Origin of the sequence: Tatumella sp. JGM118, from assembly GCF_018257515.1 — a bacterium.
Classification (GTDB): Bacteria; Pseudomonadota; Gammaproteobacteria; order Enterobacterales; family Enterobacteriaceae; genus Tatumella; species Tatumella terrea.
Map to the genome: position 1 here is coordinate 42,484 of NZ_JAERJR010000015.1, position 22,407 is coordinate 64,890.

Genomic DNA, 22,407 nt, shown 5'->3' on the forward strand with positions numbered 1-22,407 from the left:
CGTGCGGATATCCACCGCACGGCGAAGGCTTAGCGCAACCTTAGCATTGTCTGTCTTTTTAGCAAGAGAGCGGTGAAGATATTTATCCGTTACGCTCAGTGATAGTGAACGCCCGCACAAAACAGGGATCATCTGTCACGGTCATGTTCCGGTGATTGATCTTTGCACTGATTATTTATACAGTATTGAGGTTTCTTTCTGCGGAGCTGTCATCGATGCGTAAAATCATTCATGTCGATATGGACTGTTTTTATGCTGCGGTCGAAATGCGTGACAATCCGTCGTTACGCGACATCCCACTGGCCATCGGCGGCAGTCGTGAGCGGCGGGGGGTGATCAGCACGGCAAACTATCTTGCCAGGCAATACGGCGTCCGCAGTGCCATGCCGACCGCGACCGCACTTAAACTTTGTCCTTCTCTGACCCTGGTCCCTGGTCGCTTTGAGGTCTATAAGGAAGTGTCCGGCCATATCCGGCAGATTTTTTCACGCTATACCTCGCTGATTGAACCGCTCTCGCTTGATGAGGCTTATCTGGATGTCACCCATTGCACTCATTTTCGCGGGTCAGCCACGCTGATTGCGGAGGATATTCGTCAGGCTATCCGTCAGGAATTGAAACTGACCGCATCTGCCGGCATCGCCCCGGTCAAATTTCTGGCAAAAATCGCCTCCGACCTGAATAAGCCGGACGGTCAGTATGTAATAACCCCGGCGGAAATGGATAATTTTGTCCATCGGCTGGCCCTTGAAAAAATACCGGGCGTCGGTCAGGTCTCTGCCAGAAAGCTGGCCGATATGGGGCTAAAGAGTTGTGCTGATGTCCGGCAGACAGATTTGTCCTTACTTCTGAAAAGGTTCGGTAAGTTTGGCAGGGTGTTATGGGAACGAAGCCACGGTATAGATGAACGCGAAATCGTGGTTGACCGGTTACGTAAATCGGTCGGTGTTGAAACCACCCTGGCGCAGGATATTGATCAGTGGGAGCAATGTCTTGAGGTGCTTGAAAGACTCTATCCGGAGCTGGAAAGACGACTGCGGAATGTCCGGCCGGATCTTCGAATATTGCGTCAGGGCGTCAAGCTACGTTTTTCCGATTTTCAGCAAACCACCCGTGAGCATATCTGGTCTGTTCTGAATAAAGAGGATTTACTGATGATCGCTCATGAGACCTGGCAGCAACGCCGGGCAGGACGAGGAGTGAGGCTGGTGGGGTTACATGTGACCCTGCCGGATCCGGATACCGCGCGGCAATTACAGCTAACGTTGTGACGGCAACCGGTCACTGCCGAAGCCAGTTCTGTCTCGGGTGTGATCGGGACAAACCGTGTTAAGGGCCGGGACTGTCGCCGCAGAATAAAACACGCCGGACGGCCGCGGGGCGGCACATCCGGCGGGAGGACGGGAAGACAGAATATGCTCCCGACGGGGGATCAGATCAGGCCTGTCGTCCCCGGAAGTAGGTCAGCGCCAGAGCCAGAGCCAGCACCAGGCCTTTAATGATATCCATGGCGTAGTAAGGTACGGACAGCATCACCAGGCCATTCTGTAATACGCCCAGGATAATCGCACCGATCAGCGTCCCCAGCGCGTTAGGCTTACCGGATCCTGCCAGTGACAGGCCAATCCAGGCGGCCGCTACCGCATCCATCAGATAACCACTGCCGGCATTGACCTGTGAGGAACCGATCCTTGATGCCAGCAGTATCCCGCCTAATCCGGCCAGTAATGACGCCAGCAGATAGGCGATCACCCGATAGCGGGTGGTACGGATACCGGACAGGCGGGCGGCTTCGGGGTTTCCGCCGAGCGCATACATTCTGCGCCCGTGCTTAGTCAGGGACAGACCAATCTGTGTCAGTACCGTCACCACCAGCATGATAATAACGATGCCCGGGATTTCGCCCAGCCAGTTAAAATTCGCCGGGATGATCCCTTCTGCCATATCTCCGCTTGGCATCACCATATTCTGGGTGATCGAACCGCCAAAGCTGTAGGTCATCGCCACACCCTGAACCACAAACAGGGTCGCCAGCGTGGCCAGCATATCCGGAATACGCAGAACGACGATCAGAAAGCTGTTGAACAGTCCGACCAGCAGACAAAGCGCCAGGGTAATAATGATTGCCGTCGCAGTGCCATAGCCATGCCAGACGAACATGGAGATCACCAGCGCATTAGCCAGTGATGCCGTGGAGCCCACTGAAAGGTCAAAGCCACCGACGGTCAGCGAGATGGCCACTGCCATCGCGATCACCGTCACGATAGCGATAGAGCGCAGGATGTTCAGCAGGTTGTCGGGTTCCAGAAAGCCATCGGCGGTCAGTCCGAATCCGGCCAGAAGCAGCACGACAGTCAGCAGCATGCCCCATTTATACAGGAAATCGAATAACCGGTGATGCCAGGCCCGGGATGAAGTTAATGAGTTAGGGTTGCTGCTCACGCAGGGGTACCTCCGGTTGAATAAAGCAATAATAATTCTTCGCTGGCCTGTCTGCCGTCAATTTCGGCCACAATCCTGCCATCCCATAAAACACAGATACGGTCACACAGCCCGACCAGTTCGGCAAACTCACCGGACGCATAGATAATGCCTTTGCCTTCCCGGGCGAGTTCATCCACCAGCAGGAAGAGATCGGATTTCGCTTTGACGTCGACACCTTTGGTCGGCTCATCGAAAATTAAAAGGTCGGATTCGCTGGCCAGCCATCTCCCGATAGCGACTTTTTGCTGATTACCGCCGGAAAGGCGACGTAATACCTGTTCAGGGCCGCGGCTGCGGACCGATAATTTACCAATGATCTCCTGTGCCCATTTCACCGACTGACCGACGCTGAAAAAGCCATACCGGGAAAAACGGTCATCGGCACTGACCGAGAGGTTCATGGCAATCGTTTCGTCAATAAAGATACCTTCCTTGCGGCGTTCTTCGGGAACCAGCGCGATCCCAGCCGTGACGGAATGGTAAGGAGATTTGGGTTTCCAGGGCTTACCATGCAGGCGGCCGTTTTTCAGGCGGCTTTTACTGGCCCCGAACAACGCTTTACAAAGCTCAGTTTTACCGGCCCCGGCCAGCCCCGCGATCCCCAGAATCTCGCCTTTATGTAACGTCAGGTCGATATCCTGTAATAAACCGTGGTCATGTAAGCCTTCGACCCTGAGTAACTCTTCGGCGGCGTGGGGCGGACGACGGGGAGGGTACAGGTCGGTCAGGGTATGGCCTATCATCTTCTCGACGATCTGTTCCCCGCTCAGGGCATTCATCGGACAGGTTTCGATTAATTGTCCGTCCCGCAGCACCGTCAGCTGGTCACAGATACTTTTCAGTTCGTGGATACGGTGAGAAATAAAAACGATACCGATCCCCTGTTGTTGCAGATGACGCACAACCCGGAATAACTGCTCACTTTCATGCTGATCCAGCGGTGCCGTAGGTTCATCCAGGATCAGGAAACGGCAATCATGAGAGAGCGCTCTGGCCAGTAAAATCTGCTGTTTTTCTGCCAGCGTACACCGTTCGACCGGCTGACGCAGATCGAGCGTAACATTCAGTTGTTCCAGCAATGCCGCGGCCTGACGATGGACGTCCTTTCGGCGATAGAGATGACCGGTATCCGCCATGCTATCCAGCATGATGTTTTCAGCCACACTGAGCGCAGGCACTAATCCGTTATCCACTTCCTGCTGAACCAGGTGAATACCGGCACTTTTCGCCTGACGCGGACTGCGGATATTCAGCGGCTGCCCGTCCATCAGGATTTCACCCTGGTAATGGTGATGAGCACCGGATAACACCGCCATCAGGGTCGATTTTCCGGCACCGTTAGCGCCGGTGAGAGCATGCACTGAATGACCTTCAATGGAAAAATCGACATTATCCAGTGCGGCGAACCCGGCAAAATTAATCGAGATATTGCGCATCTCGAGGCGATGAACTTCAGCCATAGTTATGTCACTACCTGGTTAGTTATTGCTACGGAAAGTTCCCTGGGGCTTCTGTCGCCCTTATCATCGGGCACGCAGGGGGCATAAACTATCACAAAAGACATTTAGCCATCCAGAAGTCCGGTGATATAAGTCGAAATCACCTGCCTCAGCCGGTGTGTTGGTAGAAAACATTGCGTGAGAATCGTTAGGTAGCGATAAGTGCTGTCATTCTGCCTTGAACTTACACTTAATCCGTTACGCTATGCCCGGGGTAAGTGGGGAGCAGGGATGAAAAAAAACCAGAGACGAGGCTCTGGTTTTGAGGGGAAAGGGGAGGGTTATTTGACAGGCACTTCTTTCAGAAGTCCGGTCAGTAACTTCCAGTAAAGATCAACGCTACCGATATGTACCTGCTCATCCGGGGAGTGAGGCCCGGTGATGGTTGGCCCGATAGACACCATATCTAAATGCGGGTACGGTTTTTTAAATAATCCGCATTCCAGACCGGCATGGATCACCTGGATATCAGGCATTTTACCGAACAGAGACTGATAAATTTCACGGGTTCTGGCCATGATCGGTGAATCCTTATCCGGTTCCCAGCCCGGGTAGCTGCCTGAGGCCTCGGTCGTGGCGCCGGCCAGATCCCCCAGCGATGTCAGTGTATCGACAACGTACTCTTTTCCGCTATCAATCAGTGAACGGATCAGGCTCAGTATCTCAGCATGCGAGTCATTCAGACTGACGATCCCGACGTTAAGCGAGGTCTCGACGACACCCGGCACGACATCAGAAAAACGGACAACACCGTTTGGCGTGGCATTCAGTAACCGCAGAAATGTATCACGGCTGTTGCGGGTCAGCGCTGTATGCTCGCTGTCGGCCGTTTCTGTCAGCAGGACGACATTTTCATCCTTCGGACCGGCTTCATTTTTCAGTAACTGACGGGCGGCATTCACGGCCTGTTCAAACTCTGCCTGTTGTGACGGACTGAACGCCACAGTAGCGACCGCTTCACGCGGAATGGCATTACGCAGAGTACCGCCGTTAAAGCCGAGCAGCTGGAAATCAACGCTTTTTGACAGGATGACCAGAACACGGGCCAGCAATTTGTTTGCGTTGCCCAGGCCCATATGAATATTGGCACCGGAATGACCGCCACGCAGTCCTTTCAGCGTCAGGGTTACCCGGACACTGCCTTCCGCCAGGGGTTCACGCTGCACAGGTAAGGTCGTGACGGCATCAATCCCACCGGCACACCCCATATAGATCTCACCTTCTTCTTCAGAGTCGGTATTGATCAGGATATCGGCCTGAAGCCAGTTGGCCTGCAGTCCGAAGGCGCCTTCCATACCGGCTTCCTCGGTCATGGTCAGCAGCACTTCCAGCGGGCCATGGGCAACGCTGTCATCGGCCAGCACGGCCAGAGCCGAAGCCATACCAATGCCATTATCGGCGCCCAGGGTGGTTCCCCGGGCTTTCAGCCACTCACCGTCGATATAAGGGCGGATAGGATCTGTCGTGAAGTCGTGGACGGTATCATTATTTTTTTGTGGCACCATATCGAGGTGTGCCTGCAGTGCCACCGGGGTACGGTTTTCCATGCCCGGCGTGGCCGCTTTACGAATAAGGATATTGCCTACGGCATCACGTTCATTCCACAGACCACGTTCATCAGCCCAGGCCAGAATATGTTGTGCCAGCGCTTCTTCATGGTAAGACGGATGCGGGATAGAACAGATGGTTGCAAAAATATCCCACAAAGGCTGCGGGGTGAGCTTAGACAGATCTGACATGATTCAGTCTCCTGTGCTGACGCCGGCAAAGAAAGATCCGGCAGGAAAAAGGGTTAAGAAAAGCGAAAACAGAGGCTTTCGGCATACCTCCAGAATACCACTGTTTACCGGCCGGGGGAGGAACAGGGCAGGAAAAAAAGCCTCAGGATGCAGCGGATGCTGGTTTTTAGCTCATCATATCCTTATAATCCCGCGCAAACTTTTTCACCTTGCACTTAAATTAGGCTTTTTGATTGGCCGGGATTCCTAAAAAATGAGCGAAAAATACGTTGTCACCTGGGACATGTTACAGATCCATGCCCGTACCCTCGCCAGGCGTTTACTGCCGGTAGAACAGTGGACAGGTATCATTGCCGTCAGCCGTGGTGGTCTGGTTCCTGCAGCCCTGCTGGCGCGTGAACTGGGGATCCGTTATGTCGATACGGTCTGTATTTCCAGTTACGACCATGATCATCAGCGTGAGATGAAAGTCGTCAAACGTGCCGAAGGTGACGGAGAAGGGTTCATCGTCATTGATGATCTGGTGGATACCGGCGGTACCGCGAAGGCTATCCGTGAGATGTATTCCAAGGCACATTTTGTGACTATTTTTGCCAAGCCGGCAGGCCGTCCGTTAGTAGATGACTATGTAATTGATATTCCTCAGGACACCTGGATCGAACAACCCTGGGATATGGGTGTGGCTTACGTTCCGCCTATCGTCAAAGACTGATTAATCTTTAAGTAGCATCCGTCTCACAGGATGCTACTTTCCTTTCCCCTCGTTATCGTCCTTCAGGTACACTCTCTCATCATCTTCCGGTTCCGGAGTTATGAGCATGCAGACAAAAAATCTGAGTGAAGAACTGTTTAAACCCCGCTTTGAACACCCTGAAACCTCCGCATTAGTCCGCCGTATCGCCGGTTGCCCCCCCGGGTCCGGATCATTCGCTGATAACCGATCGCCCCATTGCTGGTACCGGACGTTAACGCCTCTGCTCTGGAGCTGGCGCGGTATCTCACCGATAGAAATTAATGAGGTGTTGTCGCGCATTGCTGCCAGTCCGCTGGCCCGCAGCAATGAACAGTTACTGGATACCGTGCGGGGCTATCGTAACGGCAACTGGATTTATGAGTGGTCGGTACAGGCCGCCCGATGGCAGGAGAAGGCGAAGTCAAAGACGGGAGCCCTGGCAGGTGAGTCCTGGCTGCATGCGGCGAATCTGTTCAGCATCGCCGCCTATCCGCATCTTAACGAAGATGAGCTCGCGGACCAGGCTCGGGTACTGGCGTACCGCGCGTATGAACAAGCGACAACCTGCCTGAGAGGTGAACTCCGGCCGTTAAAATTCCGTATGGATGACGGTAAAACGGTCGATGCCTTTCTGCATCTGCCGGAGCAGGGTAACGCTCCTTTTCCTGCCGTGCTGGTCTGCGGAGGGCTGGACACATTGCAGCTCGACTATTTCCGGTTGTTCCATGACTATCTGGCCCCGAGGGGGATTGCGATGTTAACCATGGATATGCCGTCGGTAGGTTACAGCGCCCGCTGGCGACTGACGCAGGATACCAGCATGTTACATCAACAGGTACTCAAACAACTGGCGGAAGTGCCGTGGATAGATCATCGCCGGGTAGGATTATGGGGGCAGCGTTTCGGTGCCAACGTGGCGGTGCGGCTGGCGTATCTCGAAAGCGGGTTACTCCGTGCGGTGGCCTGCCATTCGCCTGTCGTCCATAGTCTGCTGACTGAAGAATCACTGCAACACCGGGTGCCGGATATGTTTCTGGATATCCTGGCCAGCAGGATGGGGAAAAACACCCTGGATTATCCTACACTGGCGGCGGAAATCAGTGCTTATTCCTTAAAAAATCAGGGCTTACTGGGACGACGGACCCCGGTACCGATGTTATCGGCCTTCCGTAAAAATGACTTCTACAGTCCGGAAGAAGAATCTCAGTTAATCGTTAATTCATCCGTGCAGGGCAAACTACTGCGTATACCGGCGTTACCGGCTATGAAGTCGCTGGTGGACAGCCTGCAGCAAATCAGTGACTGGCTCGAAAAACAACTTAAAAGATAAGTTGCGATTATTGTCAGGTTTGTTAAAAATTAACCTATCTTATTAAGGAGGATCAGTTATGACATTACCTGGCGGACATTCCAGGGGACGCATTTTGAAGCGTTTGCATGAGTTAGGCCCTTATCTGAGAGAGGATAAGTGTGGTACTGAGCGTTTCTTTTTTGACTGTCTGGCTGTTTGCGTCAATGTCAAACCGGCCCCGGAAAAAAGAGAGTTCTGGGGATGGTGGCTGACGCTGGATGCAAAAGAAACGCATTTTTCTTATCAATATGCGTTCGGACTGTTTGATAAAGAAGGTCACTGGCAGGAAATGCCGATCAAAAAGGACGAAGATAAAGCCAGCGTTGAAAAAACCTTGCAGGCGTTCTTTCAGCGACTGGAAGCCCAGCTGGCCCAGCAGGATATTACCCTGCAACCGGCGGAAGGGGTGGTAAAGCCGATCTGACGAACAAGCGGACAAGATAAAGGGACAGTGCGATAGCCTGTCCCTTTGTGTACTTACCTTACCGTCAGAACTGGTATGTCAGGCCTAAGGCCACAATGTCATCGGTATTCAATGACAGGCGATTATCATTATTCAGGCGGTTAATTTTATAGTCCACAAACGCAGACATATTCTTGTTGAAGTAGTAAGTGGCTCCGGCATCGATGTATTTGACTAAATCCGCATCACCGATCCCGTTCTCGATATTTTTCCCTTTCGTCTGCACGTACCCCAGTGAAGGACGCAGGCCGTTTTCGAACTGATACTGTGCTACCAGCTCAATATTTTGTGCGGTGTTCGCAGCACCGGTGACCTTCGTCCCGGTCAGACGGTTAGTACCGCTGATTGGGGTCATATTGCTGGTCTGGGTATAGATAGCGGCCAGATAAATCTGGTTCGCATCATATTTGATACCGGTACCCCAGGAGGTCGCTTTATCACCGTGACCATAGCTGGCTGCTTCCTGACTTTGTGTGCGGTCAGAACTGGTGGCGGCTCCCATCAGACTGATGCCGGTGTCCGCAATCCGGTACCCGAGGGAGGCACCGACACCATCGCCGTTCTGGCGGGTAATATCGGTGCGGGAGTTCGCGGTATTATCATCATTTTTACCCTGATACTGAACGGCGAAACGTAATCCGTTCACCAGACCGAAGAAATCATTATTTCTCCAGGTCAGCAGGCCGGTGGAGCGCTGCGTCATATAGTTATCCGCACGTGCTGTGCCGTCACCACCGAATTCCGGGAACATATCGGTCCAGGCTTCCACGTCATATAACACACCATAGTTCCGGCCATAATCAATAGAACCCAGGGTCGGGTTACGCAGACCGGCGAAACCGAGACGGGTTTTGTTACCGTTGCTGGCATCACTGCCTTCTGAATTCTTCAGACTGTACTGATATTCCCACTGCCCATAACCGGACAGTTGATCATTAATCCGGGTGACCCCTTTAAAGCCAAGCCTGGCATATGACTGATCTCCGTCAGCACTGGTATTGTCCGTGATATAATGTTCCGCTTTTACCTTGCCATAAAAATCCAGCTGATTGCCGTCTTTATTATAAACTTCAGCAGCATGGCTGACGGATGTCAGGCCGCATAATAAGAGTGCTAAGGTGCTCTTTTTCATCGTTCGGTATCCCGGTTATCAAATGTTGTTTTTCAAAAACTCTGAAAGCGCAGCCACGTTTTACTGCAGAACGGTGAACGATTTATGACATACCGTTAATTAGTGAAAAAAAATGAAAAGAGTGATTTTATCGATGTACCGGTGTTATCTGCAGATAAGCGCAGATAAAGGGTTGGATTCCGCGGCGACACCTGATAAAAGGGAAGTTTGTTTAATGTATAAATGGCAGGAAATATGAGTGGCAGTCAGACCCTTGTGGTCAAATTGGGAACCAGCGTGCTCACCGGAGGATCTCGCCGGTTAGATCGTGCACATATCCTTGAACTGGTCCGGCAGTGTTCACAGGCGATCAACGCCGGCCACCGGATAGTTATTGTGACCTCAGGCGCGATTGCCGCCGGGCGTGAGCATCTGGGATACCCCGAACTGCCCCCCACCATCGCCTCAAAACAGCTGCTGGCCGCTGTGGGGCAAAGTCAGCTGATTCGGGTATGGGAACAGCTGTTTGGCATTTACGGACTCCATGTCGGACAAATGCTGCTGACCCGTGCCGATATGGAAGATCGTGAACGTTTCCTCAATGCGCACGACATGCTGCATGCATTGCTCGATAACCGGATCATCCCTGTCATTAATGAAAATGATGCCGTTGCCACCGCCGAAATTAAGGTGGGGGATAACGATAACCTTTCGGCACTGGCTGCCATTCTTTCCGGTGCGGACAAACTATTATTACTGACCGATCAGCGCGGGCTGTTCAGTGCGGATCCCCGGAGCAATCCACAGGCAGAGTTGATCACCGATGTGCATGTGATTGATGACGAACTGCGGATGATCGCCGGTGGCAGTGTTTCCGGGCTGGGAACCGGCGGGATGGCCACCAAATTACAGGCGGCCGATGTTGCGTGCCGGGCCGGTATTGATGTCATCATAGCCAGCGGTAATGAGCCGGAACTTATCAATGAAGTTCTGAACGGGAAACCGGCAGGTACCCTGTTTCATGCCCAGAAAAACCGGCTGGAAAACCGTAAGCACTGGATTTTCGGTGCACCTCCGGCTGGCGCGGTCACCATCGATGACGGTGCTCAGGCCGCATTGCTGGAGCGGGGCAGTTCGCTGTTACCTAAAGGGATCACCCATGTACAGGGAGATTTCTCGCGGGGTGAGGTGATCTCTATCCGCAGTCAGCAAGGGCGGGATCTCGCACACGGTGTTTCACGATATAATAGCGATGCCCTTCGCATGATTGCCGGACATCACAGCCAGCAGATCAGTGAAATACTGGGGTATGAATACGGTTCTGTCGCTGTTCATCGCGACGATATGATTGTCAGTTAAGGAGCAGTCATGCTGGAAATGATGGGTAAAGCAGCACGGGCTGCCTCATATCAGTTATCAACATTAAGCACGGAGCAAAAAAATCAGGTATTGCTGACCATTGCCAGCCGCCTTGAAGAAGAGTCTGCGGTAATTCTGGAAGCCAATGCCCTGGATGTGGCCACTGCCCGTGAGAACGGAATGGGTGAAGCCCTGCTCGATCGTCTGACACTGACCCCGGAACGTCTGAAAGGAATTGCGGAGGATGTGCGTCAGGTTTGCCGTCTGGCCGATCCGGTCGGGCAGTTAATAGACGGTGGCTTACTGGACAGCGGGTTGCGTATTGAGCGCCGCCGTGTACCGCTTGGTGTAGTGGGCGTTATTTACGAAGCCCGTCCGAATGTCACGGTCGATGTGGCCTCGCTGTGCCTGAAAACCGGGAATGCCGTCATTTTACGTGGCGGTAAAGAAACCTGTAAAACGAATGCGGCAACCGTCGGTGTTATTCAGCAGGCACTGGCCCGGCATGGTATACCGGCGGGGGCTATCCAGTCGATTGATAATCCGGATCGTCAGCTGGTGGCTGAAATGCTGAAGATGGATCGCTACATTGATATGTTGATCCCGCGCGGCGGGGCGGGCTTACATAAACTCTGCCGTGAACAGTCCACCATCCCGGTGATCACCGGCGGGATCGGGGTCTGTCATCTGTTTGTCGATGAGACGATGGAAACAGAAGCCGCATTGGACGTGATCGTCAATGCGAAAAAGCAGCGGCCGAGCGCCTGTAATTCTCTGGAAACACTGCTGATCCATGAAAATATCATGGCGGCGTTTTTGCCTCAGTTCTGTCAACGGATGTCCCGCGAAGGGATCATCATGCATGCCGATGAGAATATTATCGCTGAGTTACGCCGTTATCAGGCGGATGTGCAGCCTGTTGCAGACGGTGAGTACGATGATGAATGGCTGTCTCTGGACCTGAATGTCAAAGCGGTAGCTTCTCTGGATGACGCCGTCGCGCATATTCGTGAACATGGCACACAGCATTCCGACGGGATCCTTAGCCGCAGCCTGAAAAACGCACAAGACTTCATCAATAAAGTGGATTCGTCCGCGGTCTATGTCAATGCCAGCACCCGCTTTACCGATGGCGCACAGTTCGGACTGGGCGCTGAGGTAGCGGTCAGTACGCAGAAGCTGCATGCCCGAGGCCCGATGGGGCTCGAAGCCCTGACTACCTATAAGTGGGTGGCCTGGGGTGACGATACACTACGTGCATAATGCCACTCAACGGGCCTCTGTGACTTCAGACTGAAAGGGAATTGATGAGCCGGCCAGAGGCATTGCCGGCTCATTTTCGTTCGGTGGCGCCCCCGGTCTCTTCCTGCTTCCCGCCAGTACTCTCTCTGTCTGCGGGGATCCTCAGCATCGTATCCCCGCAGATAAAATTTCGTTTTATGCCACGCAGGCAGCCTGCGGCGGAATACTTCGTGGATGAGCACCGCCCCGGAAAGGTTCTGCACCTTCAGCCTCGCTATCTGTCTGCCTGAACGGGGAGATATTCCTAACGGATAAATGTGTCAGTATTGTCAGGTGCCGGATCAGATCACTGTATCTTTCACCGGACAAGGCAAGCCGGTAGCGGGTTTACGGAGCAGGGCTTAACAGATAAGCAGCACTGAATTATGTTTTTCAGGACCGTTTATTGATATGAAAATCCGTTCCCGGGGAACGTGCGCCGGGCAAACCGGTGACCAATTTCAGCTATTTCCTGATGATTTAACAGTAGGTTATTTATTCCGGACTGTGCATAAAATCCCGCCAATTACAGAGTAGTGTAAGGATTACGTTAAAGAAAATAACCGATGCAATGACTGCTCACACTCTGCGGTCTTAAACCAGGAATAATCTTCGTTAAATATTTATGGTTATTCGCCATAGTTACAGGCATATATTTCCTGTGAGGAACATAACTATGAAACGTACCGCGATAACTTTATTAACGACTTTACTGATTGCCAACGGGTTTGCAGCGTCCTCTGCGATGGCGGCCACTGGTGATAACCAGGGCGGGCAGGTGATCCCTCATCCGCAGAATGGTCAGCCTCAGGGGCATGGCCCGCAACAGGGTCCAGGCAATGGACCTGACCACCAGGGGAACGGTCAGAATCGTCCTCAGCAGGGGGGGAACCGTGGCGGACATGATGAACCTCACGGTCAGCAGGGGGGGGATCGTGGACGTGGTGAACCTCATGGTCAGCAGGCTGAGCGCTTCGCTTATCATGGCAACGATTTCCGCAGAGGCCATGCGGCACCGAAAAATTTCCGCGGTGATAAATACCGCGTCAATGACTGGCGTGCCCGTGGACTGTCTCAGCCACCACAGGGCCATTACTGGGCAGCCATCAACGGTAATTACGTATTAATGGCGGCGACCACCGGTATTATCACGTCAATCATTATGAACAGTGCATTACCCCGCTAAACGGGAAATTTTAACCGGTATCGGTTTTCCGGAGGAACAAGATGAAAAAAACACGGATGACATACCTGATTTCTGCTGTTCTGTTGGGCAGCCTGGTATCTTCAGTTGCCGTCCGCGCAGATGATCATGGTCCGTGGCAGCCGCATGGCGGCGGTCATCAGGAAGGACCTGGCCGTGGTGGTCCCGGAGGCCCGGGAGGCCCGGGTCCACACGGCGGACCGGGAGGCCCTCACGGTGGCCCTCATGGCGGTTATCAGTCTTACGGACCAGGCCCTGGTGGCCCCGGACCTGGCAGAGGTAATTCATTCGCCTGGCAGGGACACCATTTTGAGCCTGGTCAGCGCTTTCCGCATGATTTCCGCGGGCCACGCTATCGTGTAGACGACTGGCATCGACGGGGTTTGCCGGCGCCGCCGTATGGTCAGCGCTGGTCCTACATCGACGGCAATTATGTGCTGGTAGCGGTGGCGACCGGGGTTATTACCTCGATTATCCTGAATAATGCCTTCCACCCGTAATCGGTTCTGAGATAACGCAAGGCCCCCGCCTGCTGAAAAGCATCGGGGGCCTTTTTTATGCTAACCGCGGAAGTTACTGAGAAAGCGTTGGGTACGCGGGTTTTGTGGTGCGTTAAAAATCGCCTGCGGACTCCCCTGTTCCTGAATGATGCCCTGATCAATAAAGATAACCCTGTCTGCAACTTCCCGTGCAAACGCCATTTCATGCGTCACTATCACCATTGTCATCCCTTCACCGGCCAGGTTTTTCATCACATCCAGGACTTCACTGACCAGCTCCGGATCCAGCGCTGACGTCGGTTCATCAAAGAGCATTATGTCAGGCGACATCGCCAATGCCCGGGCAATGGCGACCCGCTGTTGCTGACCGCCCGACAGACTGGTGGGCCAGGCCTGTATTTTATCCGCCAGACCGACCTTACTGAGCAGTGTACGGGCTAGTTCTGTCGCCTGAGTACGCGACAGTCCTTTCAGCGACATCGGAGCCATAATGATATTTTCCAGCACCGTCATGTGCGGGAATAAGTTGAAACGCTGAAAAACCATCCCTGCGGTTTCGCGAATGAGGTTCAGATTACTTTTCTTATCATGAACAGCATAGCCGTTGACGATAATTTCCCCGGCAGAAGCGGTTTCCAGAGCATTCAGACAGCGCAGAAAGGTACTTTTTCCGGAACCGGAGGGCCCGATAATACACACCACTTCAGAAGGCTGAATATCGCAGCTGATGCCACGTAATACATGGGCTTCACCGTAGTACTTATGCAGGTCATTAACGTGAATCACTTTTCGCCAGCCTCTTTTCTGTCAGATCAACAAGACGGGCAAGCAGAAAGGTGTTCACCCAATAAATGACGGAAATAGTAAGATACGGTTCCCAGTAAGTTGCATAGGCCCCGGAAACCGTCCGTGCCGCATATGCCAGATCGGCAAGGCCAATGGCTGACGCCAGCGAGGAATCTTTCACAATCGCGATAGCATTATTGCCCAGCGGAGGTAATATCCGGCGGAAAGCTTGCGGAAGGATGACTTTGCGCATGCTCTTCCACCATGGCATACCTAATGCCCGTGATGCTTCCATCTGGCCGCTGTCAATCGACTGGATCCCCGCCCTGAAAATCTCAGATACATACGCCCCGGAGTTAAGTGTAATTGCAACGATGCAGGATAAAAACGCACCGTAATTTGCCCGCAAGTCCCGCGCGATATCCGCACTCATTAAGCCGGCAGAGACCAGAAAACCGCTATTGGGATTAATAAACAGCGGAACCAGCGCGAAATGTACCACCATAATCTGAACAAATAAGGGGGTTCCACGAATTGCGCTAACATAGAACCGTACCGGAAATTGGACCATTACAGCCAGAATATATTTCCAGGGACCCTGATCTGCACGGGCCAGACGGCCCAGCCCCAGCAATAAGCCCCATAACGTTCCGGTGATAATGCAGATGACCGTACATTTCAGGGTCATCAGCGCGCCTTCCACAAATAAGGGCTGATAATCCCGGAGGATTTCCCAGTTAAATCCACTCATATTGGTTACCTGAAGCAATAACGCCATGACGCATTCTGGTCATGGCGTAATAGGAAATAAGAATTTATTGGGCGGGAAGTGCCGGAACGTTGCCGTCAAACCAGGTGCGATAAATTTTTGCGTAGGTCCCGTTAGCGACAATTTTCTTCAGGCCATCATCAATTTTGTTTTTGAGGGCGCTATTCCCTTTGGCAACGGCAATACCGAAGTACTGATGTTCAAATTTATTGTCATCGACCAGCTGTAAATGCTTATCCGGGTGCTGATTAATATAGTATTTGATCACCCCGACATCTCCGACGGCGGCGCTGACACCGCCTTGTGACAACTCTTCAAGCATCAGTGGGGTATTATCAAAGCGTTTAATCGCCGTACTGTTTCGGCCTAATGTTTCCGAGACAGCAATATCTCCGGCACTTGAATTGACGACCCCGACATTTTCATTTTTGAGTGAAGCCAGAGACGTTACTTTAGACCCGGCAGGCACCACAATGACTTGCTGAGCGGGGAAATAGGGGGCGGAGAAATCCACCATCATTTTGCGTTTGTCAGTAATGGTGATCCCGGAAATAATAATATCCCGATCTCCGCTGCTGAGTGTGGCAAAAATACCTTCCCAGGGCGTATTGACCAGTTTGATATTGAAATCTTCGGCACTGGCAATCGCTTTAATCAGATCGATATCAAATCCTTCCAGTTGCTGCTGACTATTTTCGTACTCAAAGGGCCGGTAAGTTCCCCCTGAACCCACGACATAAGTTTCTCCGGAGGCAAGTGCAGTGACACTGATGGACATCAGGCAGGCAGCGGCAAAAAGATGTTTTATCATGATCTATCCTTGTTTATTTATGCTGATTATTTGCATAAAAATACATGGTAGTGGCAGGGAGTGCAATACCGGTAACCGACCCGGGTGAAGTTATTCAGTTTTACCTGAGGGAAGAAAATTCCCGGCACGTCATCATGTTATTATCCGCAGGGGAACGTCAGGGAGAGGGGCCTGACGGCCGGGCGTAAAGAGGCTACTTTGCTGGCAGAAAATTCTACAGACCGACAGGAGCACTGATGAAAAATGTACTGGTGGTGATCGATATGCAGTCCGGAGTTCTGGCTGTGGAGCGGTTTCAGATTAACGAAAAAATCGCATTGATTAACCAGCTTATTGACGCCGCCGATGAGGTCATTTTTATCCGGCACTGCGAAGGGGAGATGCAGCCTGGCACGTTGGCCTGGCAAATTGCTCCGGCAATCATTCAGCCGGAAAATGCACGTTATGTCAGTAAGACCGCCTGTGATGGCTTCTTTCAGACCACCCTTGCCCGTGAACTGAACGCCTGTGGTGAACGTACTTTTACGGTATGTGGCTGTGCAACGGATTATTGTGTAGATACCACCATTAAAGCAGGTGCCAGTCTGGGATATGCCATCACCGTGGCCGGAGATGCTCACACCACGGCAGAGAGAACATTTGTCAGCGCACAGCAATTAATCTGCCACCATAACGAGGTATGGGCCGGACTGATTGTCCCCGGTCACCCGGTACAGGTGGCCGCGACCCGAAACATTATCCGGCGCTGGGTATCGGCGGATCAGGTCGGTGTAACCAGTTGATCAGTGAGTGTAATGCGCTTTCCGGAAGATCATCGGCGCGATGTAATAAACGGTAGGCGGCGCCGGTTTTGACGGTAAGGTGAAAGGGGGCTACCAGCCTGCCCCGGGCAATTTCCTCCGCCGCGAGGTGAATATCCGCGACGGTGATCCCGAACCCCTGTACCGCAGCATTGAGTGCCAAATCCATGGTCGCAAAATGCTGGTTACGCCCCCGGATAAGCGGTAAATCATGCTGGTTCAGCCATAAAAGCCAGTCTTTCGTATCAGGAGTGGGGTGCAGAAAGGTGTAATGTTGCAGGTCACTCATCTCTGACGGCCGGGGCAGATGACTGGCCATGACCGGGATAAGCTCTTCATCAAAAAGCGTTTCTCCGCCTGAATCTGCGGTACCGTAAACAATGGCAGCATCAAAATCTTCCAGCTGACGCCGGTGGTCCAGTGTGGTCGTCAGGGCGACATGCACATCGGGGGCATGCTGTTCAAACGCGACCAGCCTGGGGACCAGCCAGCGCATTGCACAGCTGGGTGCTTTCAGGCGCAACTGGTCCGGACTTTGGCGGATCCTTTCTGTCAGGTGGTAGAGTTGTTCCAGTTGCAGACGGAGGTCCGGTAACAGTTGTTCCGCACGCGGGGTCAGGGAAAGTCCGCGGGCATGGCGGCGAAATAACGGGAACCCGAACCAGGCTTCCAGTGCCTGAATCTGACGGCTTACTGCCCCCTGAGTGATACAGAGTTCGGTGGCTGCATGGGTCAGATTCAGGTGCCGTGCGGTCACCAGAAACGTCTGTAGTCCATTGACCGGTAAATCACGTCGCGCCATATATCCCCCAGCTATGCGTAAAAGTCATGGCTATTATGACAACATTTCGATTGTTCTCCTATGCCCCCCGCCGTTGAATAAACCACAGTTCAATGAATTATTTATACACTTACGCTCAGGGGCAGTGATGTCTATCCATTCTTCAGTGGCTTTACCCTCGAAACTTCCGGATGTCGGAACCACTATCTTCAGTGTCATTGGTGAGCTTTCCGCTAAACACCAGGCCATCAACCTGTCACAAGGGGCACCTGATTTCCCCTGCGACCCGGCACTGATCGACTCAGTGACCCGTGCGATGCAAAACGGTCATAACCAGTATGCGCCGATGGCTGGATTACTCCCGCTGAGGGAAGCCATTGCTGGCAAGGTCCGGCAGCTGTATGGCCAGCAGTATGATCCGGCGAGCGAAATACTGGTCACCGGCAGCGCCAGCCAGGGGCTGTTTATGGCGATCTCGGCGCTGGTTCATCGCGGTGATGAAGTGATCTTCTTTGAACCCGCGTTTGACAGCTATGCACCGGTCGTTCGTTTGCAGGGCGCGACCCCGGTCGGGATTAAGCTGAATGTTCCGGCATTTACCATCGACTGGCAGGCGGTGGCGGCGGCGATCACCCCCAAAACCCGGATGATCATTCTGAACAGCCCGCACAATCCCGGAGCACAGGTCCTGAGCGCTGATGATCTGCAGCAACTGGTCAGACTGACGAAAAACACGGATATCGTGATCCTGTCGGATGAAGTCTATGAGCATGTGATCTTTGATGGCCGGCAACACCTGAGTATGGCGACAGAACCATTGCTGGCGGAACGCAGTGTGATCGTCTCTTCGTTCGGCAAAACCTTTCACGTGACCGGCTGGCGGGTAGGGTATTGCCTGGCGCCGGCAGCCATCATGGAAGAAATTATCGGCATTCATCAGTTTATGATGTATGCCGCAGACACCCCCATGCAGTGGGCATTTGCAGAATACTTACGTCATCCGCAGCATTATCTTGGATTATCGGCGTTCTACCAGCAGAAGCGGGACCGGCTGGCAGCATTACTGGCTGACTCGCCCTTCCGTTTACAGCCCTCAGCCGGTTCATTCTTTATGCTGGCCGGTTACGGACATCTCAGCCAGCAATCCGACAGTGAAATTGTGAAGCGGCTGATTACGGAGTGTGGCGTAGCAACGATCCCGCTGTCTGCGTTTTATACCGACGGCACAGATAATAAATTTATTCGTCTCTCTTTTTCAAAAGATGATACAACGCTACAGGCCGGTGCAGAGGCATTATGCCGCTTTACTGTCTGACCCCGACCGGAGCAGAGCAACAGTCTGCGGGGGCCGGGGGAAGCCCCCCGGCAAATACCCTCATAACAGTGACATTCAGGTGAGATAACATGCAAAAAAAAATAAAAGCAGTATGGATAGCCGCAGGGCTGTGTTCGGCATTTCAGGTATTCGCCGCGGATACGTTACGTTTTGGCCTGGAATCTCAGTACCCGCCTTTTGAAAGCCGGAATACGCAGGGACAACCGGTCGGATTCGATATTGATTTAGGGAATGCGGTATGTCAGGCCGCACACCTGAAGTGTCAGTGGGTAGAGAGCAGTTTTGATGCCCTGATCCCGGCGCTTGAAGCCAAAAAGTTTGATGCCATCAACTCGGCAATGAATATCACCGCACAGCGGGAAAAAGTCATTGATTTTACGGTGCCGGTTTACCGTATTCCAAGCATGCTGGTCGCCCGTAAAGGTCAGGATCTGCAGGTCACCGCGGAGGGGCTTAAAGGGAAAAATATTGGCGTATTACAGGGATCGATTCAGGAAGCGTACGCCAAAAAACACTGGGAAACTCAGGGTGTCAACGTTATCTCTTATCAGGATCAGAACCAGGTCTATAACGATATGGTAGCAGGGCGGCTGGATGCGACCCTGGTGATGTCTGCTGCCGGCCAGTCCGGTTTCCTGAATAAGCCGGAAGGAAAAGACTTTGCATTTGCCGGTAAACCGGTGGAAGACGATGCCATCCTGGGGACAGGCATCGGGTTCGGACTGCGTAAAGGGGATACCGCCCTGAAACAGCAACTTGATACCGCCATTGAAACGGTTAAGAAAGACGGAACCCTGACCCGACTGGCAGCCCGTTATTTCCCGGGGATCAATGTCAGCGTTCAACCCTGACCGATTATCCTCATCCTGACGTGCCGCTCACCCGGAGCGTCCGGGCCACCTCCTCTGATCCGCCTGATTATCAGGCGGAACTCCGCTCTGTTTTATCCCCTCTCTTTGGCCGAAATAAATGCCATCGTCTGCCGCTGACGGGATATAAGAAGAATTAACGAATATTCAGTCACTTACTTTATTTGTGTAATTATTTATTTACACTCATTGCGGTTAAATCCAGTTATTCACTGTTTTTGTAAATAAATCTGTACGCACGGTGGATTGAAAAGTTTACTCCGTATGGTAGGCTGTGGCCACGCTGACCAGAGCGACGTAACGAGCCGTGATTACAGGATGCCAACCATGCAAAAAGATACGCTGAATAATTTACATATCACCGAAGAACGGATAATGATGACGCCAGAGCAACTGAAGGCGCAGTACCCGCTATCCGATCAGCTGCAGGCGCAAATAGCGCGCTCCAGGCAGGTGATTTCAGACATTATCGCCGGGCGTGATCGCCGGTTACTGGTGGTTTGCGGACCCTGTTCGATTCATGATCCTGACGCGGCGCTGGAATATGCGGAGCGTTATCAGCAACTGGCAGAAAAATACAGCGATAGCCTCTATCTGGTCATGCGGGTCTATTTTGAAAAACCGCGGACAACCGTGGGCTGGAAAGGCCTTATCAATGACCCGCATATGGACGGGTCATTCGATGTTGAGCGCGGACTACAGATTGCACGAGATCTTCTGGTGAAGCTGGCGGAAAAAGGGCTGCCGCTGGCGACCGAAGCCCTGGACCCGAACTCACCACAATATCTGGGGGATTTGTTCAGCTGGGCTGCTATCGGTGCACGGACAACAGAATCCCAGACCCATCGTGAAATGGCTTCCGGGCTTTCTCTGCCGGTAGGCTTTAAAAACGGTACCGATGGCAGCCTGAGCACGGCGATTAATGCCATGCGGGCAGCCTCTATGCCTCACCGCTTTATGGGGATTAATCAGGCCGGACAGGTTTGCTTATTGCAAACCCGCGGTAACCCCGACGGCCATGTCATCCTTCGTGGCGGTAAAACCCCGAATTACGGTCCGGAAGATGTGGCTGCCTGTGAAAAAGAGATGCAGAATGCGGGTCTCAGACCCGCATTGATGATAGATTGCAGTCATGGCAACTCCTGTAAAGACTATCGCCGTCAGTCGCTGGTGGCTGAATCCGCCATGGCCCAGATCAAAGACGGTAACCGTTCCATTATGGGCCTGATGCTGGAAAGTCATCTTTATGAAGGAAATCAGTCACCGGATCAGCCACGTTCGGCTATGCGCTATGGTGTCTCGGTGACCGATGCCTGTATCAGCTGGGAAACTACAGAAACCCTGCTGCGCGATATTCATCAGGATATGTGTACCGCGCTGCGGGTGTCATAAGAGGTGTTATAGATTATGGTGGCCGAATTAACCGCGCTACGCGATAAAATTGATGAAACGGATAAAGCCTTGCTGCAATTGCTGGCCAGGCGCCTGGAACTGGTCGCTGAAGTCGGTGAAGTCAAAAGCCGCTATGGATTGCCTATTTATGTGCCTGAACGTGAAGCCAGCATGCTGGAGTCACGCAGGAAAGAGGCTGAACAACTCGGTGTCCCGCCGGATTTAATTGAGGATGTGTTACGCCGGGTGATGCGGGAATCTTATTCCAGCGAGAATGATAAAGGTTTCAAAACACTGAACCCGGACCTTGGTCCGGTGGTCATTGTCGGCGGTAAAGGGCAGATGGGGCGTTTATTCGGTAAGATGCTGACGCTGTCAGGTTACCAGGTCAGAACGCTGGAAAAAGATGACTGGGACAACGCAGAACAGTTGCTCAGTGATGCCGGGATGGTGGTGATCAGCGTTCCTATCCATCTGACAGAGCAGGTGATCCGTCAATTACCGCCATTGCCTGATAACTGTATTTTGCTCGACCTGTGCTCGATTAAAAATAAACCGCTGCAGGCGATGCTTGCTGCGCATCAGGGACCGGTACTGGGGCTGCACCCCATGTTTGGCCCTGACAGCGGCAGCCTGGCGAAACAGGTTGTGGTCTGGTGTGACGGGCGTCAGCCAGAGGCTTATCAATGGTTGCTGGAACAGATTCAGGTCTGGGGTGCGCGGTTACATCGTACCAGTGCGGTGGAGCATGATCAGAATATGGCCTTTATTCAGGCCCTGCGTCACTTTGCCACTTTTGCTTATGGTCTGCATCTGGCCGAGGAAAATGTGGATTTGGGGCAGCTGCTGGCACTCTCCTCGCCAATCTATCGTCTGGAACTGGCGATGGTCGGGCGTCTGTTTGCCCAGGACCCGCAGCTGTATGCGGACATTATTATGTCTTCAGAAAATAACCTGGCCCTGATCAAACGTTATTACCAGCGGTTTGGTGAGGCGATCGCGTTACTGGAATCAGGGGATAAAGCGGAGTTCATCGGCAGCTTTCGTAGTATCGAGCGCTGGTTCGGCGATTATGCCTCTTCATTTCTTACCGAGAGCCGGGGGCTGTTGCGCTCAGCCAACGATAATCGCGCGTAACC

Annotated in this window: 21 protein-coding genes; 13 read left to right on the plus strand and 8 right to left on the minus strand. The window is 52.8% G+C overall.

Annotation, left to right across the window (positions count from 1 at the left end):
* The first annotated feature begins 215 nt into the window (after positions 1-215).
* On the plus strand, positions 216-1,271 hold the full coding sequence (gene dinB, locus JK223_RS13055; RefSeq protein ID WP_212714607.1) for a DNA polymerase IV: 1,056 nt from the start codon (positions 216-218) through the stop codon (positions 1,269-1,271).
* A gap of 166 nt (positions 1,272-1,437) precedes the next feature.
* Here dinB and JK223_RS13060 read toward each other — a convergent pair whose 3' ends face one another.
* The 3 genes from JK223_RS13060 to JK223_RS13070 form a co-directional block, all read right to left on the minus strand.
* Positions 1,438-2,442: an ABC transporter permease gene (locus JK223_RS13060; RefSeq protein ID WP_343871237.1), complete on the minus strand. Its 1,005-nt coding sequence runs from the start codon at positions 2,440-2,442 to the stop codon at positions 1,438-1,440.
* Positions 2,439-3,944: a sugar ABC transporter ATP-binding protein gene (locus tag JK223_RS13065; RefSeq protein WP_212714608.1), complete on the minus strand. Its 1,506-nt coding sequence runs from the start codon at positions 3,942-3,944 to the stop codon at positions 2,439-2,441. The genes JK223_RS13060 and JK223_RS13065 overlap by 4 nt, the downstream gene beginning before the upstream one ends.
* A 320-nt stretch (positions 3,945-4,264) precedes the next feature.
* The gene (locus JK223_RS13070) at positions 4,265-5,722 is read right to left on the minus strand and encodes an aminoacyl-histidine dipeptidase (protein WP_212714609.1); all 1,458 of its coding nucleotides are present in this window, start codon (positions 5,720-5,722) and stop codon (positions 4,265-4,267) included.
* Between the two features lie 253 nt (positions 5,723-5,975).
* Between JK223_RS13070 and gpt the strand changes: the two genes are divergently transcribed.
* The 3 genes from gpt (at position 5,976) to crl (ending at position 8,230) form a co-directional block, all read left to right on the plus strand.
* The gene (gpt, locus tag JK223_RS13075) at positions 5,976-6,434 is read left to right on the plus strand and encodes a xanthine phosphoribosyltransferase (protein ID WP_212714610.1); all 459 of its coding nucleotides are present in this window, start codon (positions 5,976-5,978) and stop codon (positions 6,432-6,434) included.
* A gap of 106 nt (positions 6,435-6,540) precedes the next feature.
* Positions 6,541-7,785, plus strand: a complete 1,245-nt coding sequence (gene frsA / locus JK223_RS13080; RefSeq protein WP_212714611.1) for an esterase FrsA — start codon at positions 6,541-6,543, stop codon at positions 7,783-7,785.
* Positions 7,786-7,843: 58 nt separating this feature from the next.
* The gene (gene crl / locus JK223_RS13085) at positions 7,844-8,230 is read left to right on the plus strand and encodes a sigma factor-binding protein Crl (RefSeq protein ID WP_212714612.1); all 387 of its coding nucleotides are present in this window, start codon (positions 7,844-7,846) and stop codon (positions 8,228-8,230) included.
* Positions 8,231-8,294: 64 nt separating this feature from the next.
* Here the strand turns inward: crl and JK223_RS13090 are convergent, their stop codons facing one another.
* The gene (locus JK223_RS13090; protein WP_212714613.1) at positions 8,295-9,401 is read right to left on the minus strand and encodes a porin; all 1,107 of its coding nucleotides are present in this window, start codon (positions 9,399-9,401) and stop codon (positions 8,295-8,297) included.
* A gap of 234 nt (positions 9,402-9,635) precedes the next feature.
* Between JK223_RS13090 and proB the strand changes: the two genes are divergently transcribed.
* From proB to JK223_RS13110, 4 genes are all read left to right on the plus strand, one after another.
* On the plus strand, positions 9,636-10,739 hold the full coding sequence (gene proB / locus JK223_RS13095) for a glutamate 5-kinase (protein ID WP_212714614.1): 1,104 nt from the start codon (positions 9,636-9,638) through the stop codon (positions 10,737-10,739).
* A 9-nt stretch (positions 10,740-10,748) separates the two neighbouring features.
* Complete coding sequence (proA, locus tag JK223_RS13100; protein WP_212714615.1) at positions 10,749-12,002, plus strand: glutamate-5-semialdehyde dehydrogenase; 1,254 nt, start codon at positions 10,749-10,751, stop codon at positions 12,000-12,002.
* Positions 12,003-12,696: 694 nt separating this feature from the next.
* A complete protein-coding gene (locus JK223_RS13105) occupies positions 12,697-13,206 on the plus strand; it encodes an RcnB family protein (RefSeq protein ID WP_212714616.1) in 510 nt (169 codons plus the stop codon).
* A 41-nt stretch (positions 13,207-13,247) separates the two neighbouring features.
* Positions 13,248-13,724 carry an RcnB family protein gene (locus JK223_RS13110; protein ID WP_212714617.1) on the plus strand — a complete coding sequence of 159 codons (477 nt, stop codon included), beginning with the start codon at positions 13,248-13,250 and terminating at the stop codon, positions 13,722-13,724.
* Positions 13,725-13,784: 60 nt separating this feature from the next.
* Here JK223_RS13110 and JK223_RS13115 read toward each other — a convergent pair whose 3' ends face one another.
* The 3 genes from JK223_RS13115 to JK223_RS13125 form a co-directional block, all read right to left on the minus strand.
* Positions 13,785-14,510: an amino acid ABC transporter ATP-binding protein gene (locus JK223_RS13115; RefSeq protein ID WP_212714618.1), complete on the minus strand. Its 726-nt coding sequence runs from the start codon at positions 14,508-14,510 to the stop codon at positions 13,785-13,787.
* On the minus strand, positions 14,497-15,261 hold the full coding sequence (locus JK223_RS13120; protein WP_212714639.1) for an amino acid ABC transporter permease: 765 nt from the start codon (positions 15,259-15,261) through the stop codon (positions 14,497-14,499). The genes JK223_RS13115 and JK223_RS13120 overlap by 14 nt, the downstream gene beginning before the upstream one ends.
* Positions 15,262-15,325: 64 nt before the next feature.
* Entirely contained in the window at positions 15,326-16,090 is a 765-nt protein-coding gene (locus JK223_RS13125) for a basic amino acid ABC transporter substrate-binding protein (RefSeq protein WP_212714619.1), read from the minus strand.
* A 236-nt stretch (positions 16,091-16,326) separates the two neighbouring features.
* Here JK223_RS13125 and JK223_RS13130 point away from each other — a divergent pair, with 236 nt between their 5' ends.
* A complete protein-coding gene (locus JK223_RS13130) occupies positions 16,327-16,872 on the plus strand; it encodes an isochorismatase family protein (RefSeq protein WP_212714620.1) in 546 nt (181 codons plus the stop codon).
* On the opposite strand, the gene JK223_RS13135 is transcribed toward JK223_RS13130, so the two are convergent.
* Entirely contained in the window at positions 16,826-17,692 is an 867-nt protein-coding gene (locus JK223_RS13135) for a LysR substrate-binding domain-containing protein (RefSeq protein WP_212714621.1), read from the minus strand. The genes JK223_RS13130 and JK223_RS13135 overlap by 47 nt on opposite strands.
* Before the next feature lie 127 nt (positions 17,693-17,819).
* On the opposite strand from JK223_RS13135, the gene JK223_RS13140 reads away from it, so the two are divergent.
* The 4 genes from JK223_RS13140 to tyrA all read left to right on the plus strand — a co-directional run bounded on the left by JK223_RS13140 (position 17,820) and on the right by tyrA (position 22,405).
* The gene (locus JK223_RS13140) at positions 17,820-18,986 is read left to right on the plus strand and encodes a methionine aminotransferase (protein WP_212714622.1); all 1,167 of its coding nucleotides are present in this window, start codon (positions 17,820-17,822) and stop codon (positions 18,984-18,986) included.
* Between the two features lie 89 nt (positions 18,987-19,075).
* A complete protein-coding gene (locus JK223_RS13145) occupies positions 19,076-19,858 on the plus strand; it encodes an ABC transporter substrate-binding protein (RefSeq protein WP_212714623.1) in 783 nt (260 codons plus the stop codon).
* 345 nt (positions 19,859-20,203) lie between these two features.
* Entirely contained in the window at positions 20,204-21,268 is a 1,065-nt protein-coding gene (locus JK223_RS13150; protein ID WP_212714624.1) for a 3-deoxy-7-phosphoheptulonate synthase, read from the plus strand.
* Between the two features lie 15 nt (positions 21,269-21,283).
* Positions 21,284-22,405 (plus strand): bifunctional chorismate mutase/prephenate dehydrogenase, encoded by a 1,122-nt coding sequence (gene tyrA, locus JK223_RS13155; protein ID WP_212714625.1) that lies wholly within the window; start codon positions 21,284-21,286, stop codon positions 22,403-22,405.
* The last annotated feature ends 2 nt before the right edge of the window (positions 22,406-22,407 follow it).